Here is an 11,434-nt window from a genome sequence, read left to right as displayed (position 1 = left end):
CTCCGGTTCCGGATCTCGATTCAGCGCCGTGATTCGCCGGGAGCGCGCTCGACGACGTTGGCGGGGACGCGGATGTCGTAGCGCGCGATGAGGCGGTGGAAGATCACCTGCTCGCGCCAGATCCCGTCGCCGTGCCGCACCTGCAGCCGGAGCCGCATCCCGGTGGGGAGGCGGCACGCCGCGTAGAAGCCGTTCTCGTCCGTATCCACCTCGACGTACGGGTAGCTCACCGCGGTCCAGCCGGGCTCCTTCCAGGCGTAGGTGTAGCGCACCCGCACGCCGCGCCGGGGGACGCCGTCCACGGTCACCACGCCCATCACCACGCCGCGCGAGCACTCCATCCAGCGCAGGTCCTCGGGCGTGCAGTGCGTGGCCGCCAGCGTCGTGAGCGAGGGGAGGCCCAGCTCGGCGCGGGCGGCGGTGTCGGGCCGCACCTCCACCAGCGCCGGGGCGGCCGTCGCGCCCCAGTGGGCGAGCGCCGGGTGCCCGTAGGAGAGGGTGTAGCGCCCCTCGGCCACGCCGGGGAGCTCGAACCTTCCCTCGGCGTCGGTGGTGTCGGCCCACCCGGTGCCGGAGAGGTAGACGCGCGCGCCCGCCAGCGGCCGCCCGGCGACGCTGTCCCAGACCACTCCCGTCACCCGCCCCACCCGCGGCCCCTGCCCCGCGGCCGCCGCCTCGCGGATCGAGGCGGAGGCCACCTCGCCGCCCGCCTCGCGCACGGAGAGGAGCCGCGTGGTCACGGCCCCCTCGGCGGGGCCGCGGGCGCCGCGCAGCTCGGGAAACGCGGCGGCGAGGGCGTACTGCGGCATGCGGATCGCCCAGCGGCGCACGATCCACTGGCCCGTGGGGAGGCGCTCGAACTCCACCCGGCCGCGGGCGGCGTCGTCCGGCATGCGGCCGGGGAGGCGCACGTAGCGGTACTGCAGCAGCTTGAGCTCCGCCGTGGCGCGCTCCAGCCAGAGCACGCCCGCCACCTCGGCCACCCGCCGCGCGCGCACGGGCTCGAAGGCCAGCCCGATCCACCCCGGGTGCTCGGCGCTCTCCTCCACCCGGAAGCAATGGTGCTCCAGGAACTCGTCGGAGAGGAGCACCTGCGCGTCGGGCGCGTCGTACACCAGCGAGTCGCCGTCCACGCGCACGAAGCCGTGGCGCGCCAGGGTGTCGACGCCGGTGGCGTGGAACGGGGTGCGGGCCTGGCCGGAGACCTGCCGGCGCTCGTCCGCCACCACCAGGCCGGCGGGCGACGTCTCGCGCTCGAAGAGCTGCAGGTCGTAGCGCAGGAGCCGCTCCTCGGCCGCGTGCGCCGTCGCCGCGATCGCCTTGCGCGCCTCCTCCCAGAGCACGGCGGTGGCCTGCCCGGAGCCGGGGCGGGCGCGGCAGCGGCGGCCGCTGCGCGCGGTGATCCCCCGCAGCGACACGGTCTCCTCGTCGCCCTGCAGCCGGTAGGCGACCGTCTGGTCGACGCCCAGCGCGAGCGGCGCCGAAGTGACGCTGCGGAAGCCCACCCGCTCCGCGCGCAGGGTGTAGGTGCCCGCGCGCGGCGCCCGCAGCGTGAAGCGCCCGTCCGCGCGGGTGAGCGCGGTGTTCGCGCGCGCGCCGCGAGCGTCCAGCAGGAGCACCAGCGCGCCCGGGATCGGCCGCCCGCTCCCCCGCTCCACCAGCTCGCCACGGACGGTCTGCGCGAGCGCCGGGCGCGCGAGGGCGAGGAGGGCGAGGGCGGCGGCGAGGAGGAGAGCGCGCGCGGTCATGCGGGTCGGGGGCGGGAGGATGGGGCGCTGGGGACGCTGTGAAACAATGCGCGGGGAGGGAGAAAACTGACGAGGGAACGGGGGATTGGACGAAGGCGGCTGAATCTCCTTGCGAATCCGAGCCGATGATTGCGCCTGATCCTCTCAACGCGATGAGTTTCGTAGGGGCGAGCATGCGAGTCCGAGCACAGCGGCATCGGCGCAAGGGGCCGCCTTCCGCGCATGAGCCGGCATCGTCGGTCGAGGCATGCCTCGCCCCTACGGATTCCCGATCAGAATCGCAAAGAGCACGAGCGACGGCGGAAGGCCTCCCCAGCGGCGTGGGGGCCTCAACCGCCCTCCTCGCTCTCCAGGCCCAGGTAGCCGAGCACCATGCGGGTCAGCTCGTCTTCCAGCGAGAGGCTTTCGTCGAGGAAGATGCGCGGCGGGGGCGGGTCGGCCAGGAGGACGCCCTTGAGCACCAGCCCCACGGTCAGCAGCGCGAAGCGGACCGCCGGCCCGGGCGCGGGGTGGCCGACGCGCTCGCGGCGCTCGAGCACCAGGCGGGCCACCTGCTCCAGCGTGCTCGCGTTCATCTCGTCGGCGCGGCGGCGGAACCCGGCGTCGGGGTGGCCCTCGGCGTAGCGCAGGAGCGCGCCCAGCAGCCGCCGGTTCTGCCGGTAGCCGGCCACGATGCCGCGGATCAGCAGCTCCACCGCGCGCTCCGGCGGCACCCCCGCCCACAGCTCCGGCGCCAGCTTCGCCGCGTTCTCCTCGCGCCGGCGCTCGAAGAAGCGGGCGAAGACGGCCCGCATCAGCGCGTCCTTGTCGGGGAAGCGCCGGTAGACCACCCCCACCGAGAGCCCCGCGCGGCCGGCGATCGCCGGCACCGTCGCGCCCTCAAGCCCCTCCTCGGCCAGCACCGCCTCGGCCGCGTCCAGCAGCTTCGCCAGCGTCTGGCGGCTGCGCGCCTGCCGGGGCGCGTGGATCGGATCGCCGTCGCTCACGGGCCTTGACTCCCCGGAAACGTGAATCTAGATTCGCGTACAGATGCGAATCTGTGTTCGCAATTTGACCTCCCGCGGCCCGGTACGCAAGCTGTCGCGATTCGGCCGCCCCATCCCCGATCCACCGAGGAAGAGATGACGCCCGCGATCGAGACCGTCGGCCTGCGCAAGCTGTATCCCCCGCCCCGCATGCCGGGCCGCCCCCCGCGCGGGGCGCCGCCGCCGGCGGAGGTGCTGGCGCTGGACGGGCTGGACCTGTGCGTGGAGCGGGGAGAGCTGTTCGGCGTGCTGGGGCCGAACGGGGCGGGCAAGAGCACCACGCTGGGGATCCTCACCACCCGGGTGCGCCCGAGCGGCGGGAGCGCACGGGTGGAGGGGGTGGACGTGGCGGAGCGGCCGGTGGAGGTGCGGCGGCGGATCGGGGTGGTGCCGCAGCGGCCGAACCCCGACCGCGCGCTGAGCGTGGTGGAGAACCTGGTCTTCCACGCCGCCTACTTCGGCATCCCCAAGGCCGTCGCGCTCGCGCGGGCCGCGGCGCTCCTGGACCGGCTGGGGATCGCCGACCGGCAGGGCGCCAGGACCGACGCGCTCTCCGGCGGCCAGCAGCAGCGGCTGATGATCGCCCGCGCGCTGATGCACGAGCCGCGGGTGCTGTTCCTGGACGAGCCCACCGCGGGGCTGGACCCGGCCGCCCGCCTGGCGCTCTGGGACGTGCTGGGCGAGCTGCACGCCGAGGGGCGCACCGTCGTGCTCGCCACGCACTACATGGAGGAGGCCGACCGCCTCTGCGGGCGCGTGGCGGTGATCGACCGCGGCCGGGTGCTGGCGGCCGACACCCCGGAGCGGCTCAAGGCGCGGGCCCCCGGCGGCACCCTGGTGGAGCTGGCGCTGGACGGCGACGCCGGTCCCGCGGCCGAGGCGGCGGCCGCCGTGCCCGGGGTGGACCGCGCCGAGGCCCGGGGGCCGCTGCTGCGCGCGTACAGCGGGCGCGGCGGCGAGGTGATCCCGGCGCTGATCGCGGCCGCCGAGGGACGGGGGCGCACCGTGCGCGACATCCACCTGGCCCGCCCCAGCCTGGAAACGCTCTTCATCTCCCTCACCGGAAGGAACCTGGCCGCATGAGCACCGCCGCCCTCCCCTACGACCCCGCGGCCGAGCCGCCGCGCGTGAGCCCGCTGGCGGTGTTCGCGGCGCTGCTGCGGCGCGACGCGCGCGTGGCGCGCCGCGAGCTGGCGATGTTCCTGCTGCGCGTCACCATGCAGCCGCTCCTCTTCGTGGTGGTGTTCGGCTGGCTGCTGCCGAAGATCGGGTTCATGGAGCGCGGCTACACGGCGGCGCTCCTCCCGGGGGTGCTGGGCATGTCGCTGGCGATGGCGGCGGTGCAGTCGGTGTCGATCCCGATGATCACCGACTTCGCGGTCACGCGCGAGATCGAGGACCGGCTGCTGGCGCCCATCCCCATCGGAGTGGTGGCGGGGGAGAAGGTGGCGGCCGGCGTGCTGCAGGCGCTCGCCGCCGCGCTCTTCGTGCTCCCCGCCGCCCGCCTGGTGATGGGGCCGGTGCCGGGTCTCACGCTGGCGCACGCGGGCGCGGCGCTGGCGGTGCTGGTGCTGGGGGCGGCGGCGTTCGCGGCGCTGGGGCTCTGGCTGGGGACGGCGGTCGCGCCGCAGCACGTGGGCACCATGTTCAGCGTGATCCTGGTGCCGATGATCTTCTTCGGCTGCGCGTACTACCCCTGGCGCGGGCTGGACCCGGTGCCCGCCGTCAAGTACGCGGTGCTGGCGAACCCGCTGGTGTACGTGGCCGAGGGGCTGCGCGGCACGCTCACCCCCGCGGTGCCGCACATGCCTCTGTGGGTGGTGCTGGCGGCGCTGGTGGCGCTCACCGCGCTCTTCGGCGTCCTGGGGATGCGCGCCTTCGAGCGCCGGGCGCTGGGGTGACACCAGAGCCGGGAAACAAAACCCCAGGCCTCACGCAGAGCAGCAGAGTCAGCAGAGAAAACCACGGCATGCGGTGTGTTCTCTGCTGACTCTGCTGACTCTGCGTGAGAAAAATCTTTTGCCTGATCCCCGGACCGATGACCCCGCTCCCGCTCGCCGACCCGCTGCACGTGGCGCTGTACGAGCCCGAGATCCCGCCGAACGCGGGGAACGTGGCGCGGCTGTGCGCGGCCACGGGCTCGCCGCTGCACCTGATCGGGCGGCTGGGCTTCTCGTTCCGCCACCCCCAGGCCAGGCGCGCGGTGATGGACTACTGGGAAGACGTGGACTACACCCGCCACGTGGCCTGGGACGACTTCGCGGCCGCCGTGGCGGGGCGGCGCGTCTGGAAGCTGACCACGAAGGCGGAGCGGACGATCTGGGACGCCGGCTTCGCGCCGGGCGACGTGCTCCTCTTCGGCCCCGAGTCGCGCGGGCTGCCGGACGACCTCCTCGCCGCCGAGCCCGGGCGCAGCCTGCGCATCCCCATGCGCGAGGGCGCGCGCAGCCTCAACCTGGCGACAGCCGTCGGCGTGGCGCTCTACGAGGCGATCCGGCAGGCGTCCGGACGCGACGCCGGAGGTTGATGCGTCACGCCGACCCGTAGCCGGCCTCGGCGCGAGGAAGGCGGCCATGCTCGTCGCGCGAAGCGCCGGAGTCCCTCCCCCAGGTTGTTTTGGGGGAGGGACAGGCGCCTCGGGCGCCAGGGAGAGGGCCCCCGCCGCCGCGTCGACACCGGCCGTCCCGGACGGCCGTTCGTTCGGGATTCCGCGCCGAAACACCGCCGCCGCAACGCGCTTTTGCTCCGTTGACACCGCAGGGGGCGCGGTCTACGTTGTCCGCCGCCCGCGGGGGGCACCCGCGGCGGCGGACAACTTCAATCATCTGGCCGAGACGATGGACAAGATCACGGTAGTCGGGGCGGGGAACGTGGGCGCCACGGCGGCCCAGCGCGTGGCGGAGAAGGAGCTCGCCCGCGAGGTGGTGCTCATCGACGTGGTGGAGGGGATCCCGCAGGGGAAGGGGCTCGACCAGTGGCAGTCCGCTCCCATCGAGGGCTTCGACTCCCGCGTCGTCGGCTCCAACGGCTACGAGGAGTCCGCCGGCTCGGGGATCTACATCGTCACCGCCGGCATCGCGCGCAAGCCCGGGATGAGCCGCGACGACCTGCTCAACACCAACGCCGGCATCGTCCGCCAGGTGAGCGAGAACATCGCCCGCGTGTCGCCCGACTCCATCATCATCATGGTCAGCAACCCGCTGGACGTGATGTGCTACGTGGCCATGAAGGCCAGCGGCTTCCCCCGCGAGCGGGTGGTGGGGATGGCCGGCGTGCTCGACACCGCGCGCTACCGCGCCTTCCTGGCCATGGAGCTGGACGTGTCGGTGGAAGACATCCAGGCCATGGTGCTGGGCGGCCACGGCGACACCATGGTGCCGCTCATCTCCTACACCACGGTCTCCGGCATCCCCGTCACCCAGCTGATCGACCGCGCGAAGCTCGACGCCATCGTCGACCGCACGCGCAAGGGCGGCGCCGAGATCGTGGGCTACCTGAAGACCGGCTCGGCCTACTACGCGCCCTCCGCCGGCGCCGTGCAGATGGCCGAGGCGATCGTGAAGGACAAGAAGCGCATCCTCCCCTGCGCCGCCTGGCTGCAGGGCGAGTACGGGATGCGGGACCTCTTCCTGGGAGTCCCCGTCAAGCTGGGGCGCGGCGGGATGGAGAAGATCGTCGAGGTGGAGCTGACCGCCGAGGAGCGCGCCGCGCTCGAGCAGAGCGCCGAGGCCGTCCGCGAGCCGATGCGGCTGGTCCAGTAACGGAGTGGCGAAAGACGCCGCGCCGCGCCCCCGCTTTCGGGAGCGCGGCGCGGCTCGCGTAACCGGCTTCTGCGAAGCCGACGAAAGAGGACGCAATGGCTACACGCAACGTCCGCGGCCTGTGGACGGCGCTGCGCTACCGGGGGCGGGAGGGGATGTGGTCCTGGCTCCTGCACCGGGTCACGGGGCTCGGCATCCTGGCCTTCCTGGTCATCCACGTGATCGACACCGCGGTGGTGATCTACTGGCCGGACTTCTACGACCACACGCTCGACCTCTACCGCAGCCCGTTCTTCCGGGTGGCCGAGCTGCTCATCTTCTTCTCCGTCCTCTACCACGCCCTGAACGGCCTCCGGATCATCGTCCAGGACTTCTGGCCGATGGTGATGGTGCACCAGCGCCGGCTCACCTGGGCGGTGGGCGGGGCGGCGGCGCTCGCCATCCTCCCGGTCGCCTGGATCATGCTGGCGCCGATGCTGGGCCTGGCCGAGGAGCCGGGCGCCGAGCGGCACCGGCGGCGCCTGGAGGCCGCGCAGCCGGCGATCGAGAGCTACCAGGGGCCCGCGGCGCGGCAGCCGGCGGCCGTCCCGCCGCTGCCGGAGGGGCCGCGATGAGCACGGCGATGCCGGAGGCGCGCGGCGAGGCCAGGCGGGGCGGCGGCTACCAGCTTCCCGCCCGCAAGGGCCGGCGCGGCAACTTCGAGCTGTACTCCTGGTTCTTCATGCGCATCAGCGGGCTGCTGCTGATCTTCATGGCGCTCTACCACCTCACCTGGTGGAACCTGGTCGTCGGGGTGGAGCACCTCTCGGCCGACCTGGTGCGCGAGCGCTGGACCAACCCCTTCTGGCGCCTCTTCAACGTGGGGCTCGCCGTCTTCGCCATGCTGCACGGGCTGAACGGCCTGCGCTACAGCATCGAGGACTACGTGCGCCGGCCGGGCCTGCGCGTGGCGGTGAAGGCCGTCGCCTACACGATCGTGCTGGCCGCGCTCGCCTGGGCGGTGTTCGCGCTGCTGACCTTCGATCCCGCGATCCCGCGGGGGGCGGCGGCGGCATGATCCACACGCACACCTACGACGCGCTGGTGGTGGGCGGCGGCGGGGCCGGGCTGATGACGGCCATCTACCTCTCCCGCGAGCCGGAGCTGCGCACGGCCGTCATCTCCAAGCTGTATCCCACGCGCAGCCACACCGGCGCGGCGCAGGGCGGGATCTGCGCGGCGCTGGCCAACCTGGAGGAAGACCACCCCGAGTGGCACGCGTTCGACACCGTGAAGGGGTCGGACTACCTGGGCGACCAGGACGCCATCGAGATCATGTGCGAGGAGGCGGTCCCCGTCATCATCGAGCTGGAGCACATGGGGCTGCCCTTTTCCCGCACGGCCGACGGGAAGATCGCCCAGCGCCCCTTCGGCGGGCACACGCACCACTTCGGGCAGGGTCCCGTGCGCCGGAGCTGCTACGCGGCCGACCGCACCGGGCACATGATCCTGCAGACGCTCTACCAGAACTGCATCAAGAACGGCGTCGACTTCTATGACGAGTTCCAGGTGGTCGACGTCCTGCTCTCCGGCGACGGCCGCTGCTGCGGGGTGGTCGCCTGGCACGTGCAGTCGGGCGACCTGCACGTCTTCCACGCGAAGGCGGTGGAGTTCGCCACCGGCGGCTTCGGGCGGGTGTGGTCGATCACCTCCAACGCGCACGCCAACACGGGCGACGGGGTGGCGGTGGCGCTCCGGGCCGGGATCCCGCTGGAGGACATGGAGTTCTTCCAGTTCCACCCCACCGGCATCTACCGCCTGGGGATCCTGATCACCGAGGGGGTGCGCGGCGAGGGCGGGGTGCTGCGCAACGACCACGGCGAGCGTTTCATGGAGCGCTACGCGCCGACCATGAAGGACCTGGCGAGCCGCGACGTGGTCTCCCGCGCCATCCACAAGGAGATCCGCGAGGGTCGCGGGATCGGCGGGAAGAAGTACGTCTACCTCGACGCCACGCACCTGGGCAGCGAGGTGATCGAGCACAAGCTCCCCGACATCGCCGACTTCTGCCGCACCTACCTCGGCATCGACCCGGTGAAGGAGCCGATGCCGATCCAGCCCACGGCGCACTACGCCATGGGCGGCATCCCCACCGACGTCTGGTGCCGGGCGGTGGACGCGAACAACCAGGTGATCCCGGGGCTCTACGCGGCCGGGGAGTGCGCGTGCGTCTCGGTGCACGGGGCCAACCGGCTGGGGACCAACTCGCTGCTCGACCTGGTCGTCTTCGGCCGGCGCGGGGGGATTGACATGGCGCGCTTCTGCGCCGAGGCCGACCTGCCGCCGCTCCCGGCCGACCCCACGGCGCGGGTGGAGGAGCGCTTCGGGGCGCTGCTGGCGACCGAGAACGGCGAGCCGGCCGCGAAGCTGCGCGAGGAGATGCAGGACGTGATGCAGGACGACGTCGGCATCTACCGCACCGGAGAGGGGATGACCGAGGCGCTGGGCAGGATCCGCGAGCTGCAGGAGCGCTACCGGCGGGTGCAGGTGATGGACCGCGGCCGGCAGTTCAACACCGACCTGCTGGAGGCGTGGGAGCTGGGCAACCTGCTGGACCTGGCCGAGGTGACCACGCTGGCGGCGCTCAACCGCACCGAGAGCCGCGGCGCCCACATGCGCGAGGACTACGAGAAGCGCGACGACGCCGGCTGGCTCAAGCACTCGCTGGTGACGCGCGCGGAGGGCGGGGGGCTGTCGATCTCGTACAAGCCGGTGACGATCACCAAGTTCCAGCCGAAGGAGAGGGTGTACTGATGCCGCAGGTGAGCTTACGCATCCTCCGCTTCAACCCCGAGACCGACGACCGTCCCTACTGGGCCGAGTACCAGGTGGAGGCCGACCCGACGGACCGCGTGCTCGACGCGCTGAACACGGTGAAGTGGTACCAGGACGGCACGCTCACCTACCGCCGCAGCTGCGCCCACGGGATCTGCGGCTCCGACGCCATGCGCATCAACGGGGTGAACCGCCTGGCCTGCAAGGTGTTGATCCGCGACGTGGGAGACACGTGCACCGTGGAGCCGCTGATGGGCTTCCGGGTGATCAAGGACATGGTGGTGGACATGGAGCCGTTCTTCGCGCAGTACCGCTCGGTGCTGCCGTTCTTCGTCAACGACTCCCGCCCGCCCGAGCGCGAGCGGCTGCAGACGGTGGAAGACCGCGAGCGCTTCGACGACACCACCAAGTGCATCCTGTGCGCGGCCTGCACCACCAGCTGCCCCAGCTTCTGGGCCGACGAGGAGTTCGTGGGCCCGGCGGCCATCGTGAACGCGCACCGCTTCATCTTCGACAGCCGCGACGACGCTGCGGCCGAGCGGCTGGAGATCCTGAACGACCGCGAGGGCGTGTGGCGCTGCCGCACCATCTTCAACTGCACCGAGGCCTGCCCCCGCGAGATCCGCATCACCAAGGCCATCGGCGAGGTGAAGAAGGCGATCCTGTACGGCACGGCGCGGGCGTGATGCGCTCCATAGTTGTAAAAGAGCCAGCCCCATACGCGTGATTGCGATCGGGCCGGCTCTTTTCTCGCTCTTGGTCAGCAACGCTTCAAGGCAGGGCTCCCATGGTATGGCTTTGGTCCTCATCTGACGAGTTCATGGAAGCAGTAGAACCCGTGCTGATCCGTGGAGTGACCCAGGTACGGACATCGCATCGAGCGGTCTGGTTTGAGAACGAGAGGAACCTCCACAAAGCCGCAGACGATCTCAGGAAGGCTCTCGAAGGCTTGGCTGAACTCGGATTCAAGGGACGTGAGAGAGAGCCTCCCCCGTGTAGCAAGAAGCTCCTGGATGCTGCTTGGGATCTAGTGCGCGACGGTATATACGCCGGTGAGACATTGCTCGTATACCACAAGCGGCTTGTAGATAGTAGCGCGGCATATGGTTTTCTCCATCAAAATTCAGTGGTGCAGTACTGGGACGGTTACGAGATGAAGCGCCGCTGTTATGAGATCAATCAATTTGTTACGGACGCAGAGGAACTTCTCACCGGGTATGCTGCATTGGGATCTGACGATGAACGTTTCATCCTCGACAACATTGACCTTCCGAGTGAGCTGGAAGCTGACTTCCTGCTGGCTCGCAATCTCTTCTCCGTTGGTTTCGATGACGTGGCGCTACTGATCGCCGGCCGCGGACTCGAAGGCGTGCTGCGGAAAATAGCAGAAGTCCGTAAACTCTCAATCAGTGTCAAAGGCAAATCGTCACCCGCCCATGAAGCTGACTTCTACGATCTAATCGAACTCGTGTATCGCGTACAATGGAAAAAGAAGAAGCAACGTCTGATCGGCACAGATACCAAATCGCTGCTCCATTACCTTCGGACACTTCGCAATAGCGGAGCACATGCTTCAGCTAGCGGACGAAATCCATCGATCCGTCCTCGGGAGACCGCTCTACTCGTAGCAGAGACTGCGAACCAGCTCTGGCACGAAGTTACCGGTACGCGTGCACGGCTTGAGCCGACTACCGTTGATCGGACGTGGTGAGGCCTTCCCCGCGAGGTCCGCATCACCAGAGCCATCAGCGAGGTGAAGAAAGCGATTCTGTATCGCACGGCGCGGACGTAGAGCGCGCGCCAGGTGAGTGGACCCCTTATCGTACGCGGGCGTATGCGCCCGATCCGGCCATGGTGCCGATCCGTTTCGAGTTCGCCTGCTGTTTCTGCTACAAACCGGGAAGAGTAGAAGGTGACGAACCGGTCGCAGTGACCATAAGCGGCGCGAAGGAAAACGGCGCCCAGACGTTCTACGCACATCTCGAATGCGTGCGGCGCGCATTTCATCCGCAAGTCCGGTTGGAGATTCCGTTCCCCTGGGACGCGGACGATTCTGATTCTGATCTGACGCTCTAAACCGAATAGA

At 70.6% G+C, this 11,434-nt stretch carries 12 protein-coding genes; 10 read left to right on the top strand and 2 right to left on the bottom strand.

Annotation, left to right across the window (positions count from 1 at the left end; translation table 11 throughout):
- Positions 1 to 20 precede the first annotated feature (20 nt).
- Both VF746_06450 and VF746_06445 read right to left on the bottom strand, forming a co-directional pair.
- Positions 21 to 1,748 carry a carboxypeptidase regulatory-like domain-containing protein gene (locus tag VF746_06450; protein HEX8692038.1) on the bottom strand — a complete coding sequence of 576 codons (1,728 nt, stop codon included), beginning with the start codon at positions 1,746 to 1,748 and terminating at the stop codon, positions 21 to 23.
- Between the two features lie 329 nt (positions 1,749 to 2,077).
- Entirely contained in the window at positions 2,078 to 2,734 is a 657-nt protein-coding gene (locus VF746_06445; protein ID HEX8692037.1) for a TetR/AcrR family transcriptional regulator, read from the bottom strand.
- A gap of 135 nt (positions 2,735 to 2,869) precedes the next feature.
- On the opposite strand from VF746_06445, the gene VF746_06440 reads away from it, so the two are divergent.
- The 10 genes from VF746_06440 (at position 2,870) to VF746_06395 (ending at position 11,424) form a co-directional block, all read left to right on the top strand.
- Positions 2,870 to 3,856 carry an ABC transporter ATP-binding protein gene (locus VF746_06440; GenBank protein HEX8692036.1) on the top strand — a complete coding sequence of 329 codons (987 nt, stop codon included), beginning with the start codon at positions 2,870 to 2,872 and terminating at the stop codon, positions 3,854 to 3,856.
- Positions 3,853 to 4,674 carry a hypothetical protein gene (locus tag VF746_06435; protein HEX8692035.1) on the top strand — a complete coding sequence of 274 codons (822 nt, stop codon included), beginning with the start codon at positions 3,853 to 3,855 and terminating at the stop codon, positions 4,672 to 4,674. Before VF746_06440 ends, VF746_06435 begins: the two co-directional genes overlap by 4 nt.
- A 137-nt stretch (positions 4,675 to 4,811) precedes the next feature.
- Complete coding sequence (locus VF746_06430; protein ID HEX8692034.1) at positions 4,812 to 5,300, top strand: tRNA (cytidine(34)-2'-O)-methyltransferase; 489 nt, start codon at positions 4,812 to 4,814, stop codon at positions 5,298 to 5,300.
- A 310-nt stretch (positions 5,301 to 5,610) separates the two neighbouring features.
- Positions 5,611 to 6,534, top strand: coding sequence for a malate dehydrogenase (gene mdh, locus VF746_06425; GenBank protein HEX8692033.1), 924 nt, complete (start codon positions 5,611 to 5,613; stop codon positions 6,532 to 6,534).
- Positions 6,535 to 6,629: 95 nt separating this feature from the next.
- A complete protein-coding gene (gene sdhC, locus VF746_06420) occupies positions 6,630 to 7,148 on the top strand; it encodes a succinate dehydrogenase, cytochrome b556 subunit (protein HEX8692032.1) in 519 nt (172 codons plus the stop codon).
- The gene (locus tag VF746_06415) at positions 7,145 to 7,591 is read left to right on the top strand and encodes a hypothetical protein (GenBank protein HEX8692031.1); all 447 of its coding nucleotides are present in this window, start codon (positions 7,145 to 7,147) and stop codon (positions 7,589 to 7,591) included. Before sdhC ends, VF746_06415 begins: the two co-directional genes overlap by 4 nt.
- Positions 7,588 to 9,327: a succinate dehydrogenase flavoprotein subunit gene (sdhA, locus tag VF746_06410; protein HEX8692030.1), complete on the top strand. Its 1,740-nt coding sequence runs from the start codon at positions 7,588 to 7,590 to the stop codon at positions 9,325 to 9,327. The genes VF746_06415 and sdhA overlap by 4 nt, the downstream gene beginning before the upstream one ends.
- The gene (locus tag VF746_06405; GenBank protein ID HEX8692029.1) at positions 9,327 to 10,034 is read left to right on the top strand and encodes a succinate dehydrogenase iron-sulfur subunit; all 708 of its coding nucleotides are present in this window, start codon (positions 9,327 to 9,329) and stop codon (positions 10,032 to 10,034) included. Before sdhA ends, VF746_06405 begins: the two co-directional genes overlap by 1 nt.
- A 134-nt stretch (positions 10,035 to 10,168) precedes the next feature.
- The gene (locus VF746_06400; GenBank protein ID HEX8692028.1) at positions 10,169 to 11,059 is read left to right on the top strand and encodes a hypothetical protein; all 891 of its coding nucleotides are present in this window, start codon (positions 10,169 to 10,171) and stop codon (positions 11,057 to 11,059) included.
- 140 nt (positions 11,060 to 11,199) lie between these two features.
- Positions 11,200 to 11,424 carry a hypothetical protein gene (locus VF746_06395; protein HEX8692027.1) on the top strand — a complete coding sequence of 75 codons (225 nt, stop codon included), beginning with the start codon at positions 11,200 to 11,202 and terminating at the stop codon, positions 11,422 to 11,424.
- Positions 11,425 to 11,434: the final 10 nt, after the last annotated feature.

Source organism: Longimicrobium sp. (assembly GCA_036389795.1).
In the GTDB taxonomy this organism is placed as follows: Bacteria; Gemmatimonadota; Gemmatimonadetes; order Longimicrobiales; family Longimicrobiaceae; genus Longimicrobium.
Note: the sequence above shows the minus strand (reverse complement) of the source record. Positions and strands in the feature narration are given on the sequence as shown.

What these genes read in the sequence shown, in the direction of transcription:
- VF746_06440 (HEX8692036.1), top strand. Translation starts at nt 2,870, where the DNA reads ATGACGCCCGCGATCGAGACCGTCGGCCTGCGCAAGCTGTATCCCCCG.
- VF746_06450 (HEX8692038.1), bottom strand. Translation starts at nt 1,748, where the DNA reads ATGACCGCGCGCGCTCTCCTCCTCGCCGCCGCCCTCGCCCTCCTCGCC.
- VF746_06435 (HEX8692035.1), top strand. Translation starts at nt 3,853, where the DNA reads ATGAGCACCGCCGCCCTCCCCTACGACCCCGCGGCCGAGCCGCCGCGC.
- VF746_06395 (HEX8692027.1), top strand. Translation starts at nt 11,200, where the DNA reads ATGGTGCCGATCCGTTTCGAGTTCGCCTGCTGTTTCTGCTACAAACCG.
- VF746_06405 (HEX8692029.1), top strand. Translation starts at nt 9,327, where the DNA reads ATGCCGCAGGTGAGCTTACGCATCCTCCGCTTCAACCCCGAGACCGAC.
- VF746_06400 (HEX8692028.1), top strand. Translation starts at nt 10,169, where the DNA reads ATGGAAGCAGTAGAACCCGTGCTGATCCGTGGAGTGACCCAGGTACGG.
- VF746_06415 (HEX8692031.1), top strand. Translation starts at nt 7,145, where the DNA reads ATGAGCACGGCGATGCCGGAGGCGCGCGGCGAGGCCAGGCGGGGCGGC.
- sdhC (HEX8692032.1), top strand. Translation starts at nt 6,630, where the DNA reads ATGGCTACACGCAACGTCCGCGGCCTGTGGACGGCGCTGCGCTACCGG.
- mdh (HEX8692033.1), top strand. Translation starts at nt 5,611, where the DNA reads ATGGACAAGATCACGGTAGTCGGGGCGGGGAACGTGGGCGCCACGGCG.
- VF746_06430 (HEX8692034.1), top strand. Translation starts at nt 4,812, where the DNA reads ATGACCCCGCTCCCGCTCGCCGACCCGCTGCACGTGGCGCTGTACGAG.
- sdhA (HEX8692030.1), top strand. Translation starts at nt 7,588, where the DNA reads ATGATCCACACGCACACCTACGACGCGCTGGTGGTGGGCGGCGGCGGG.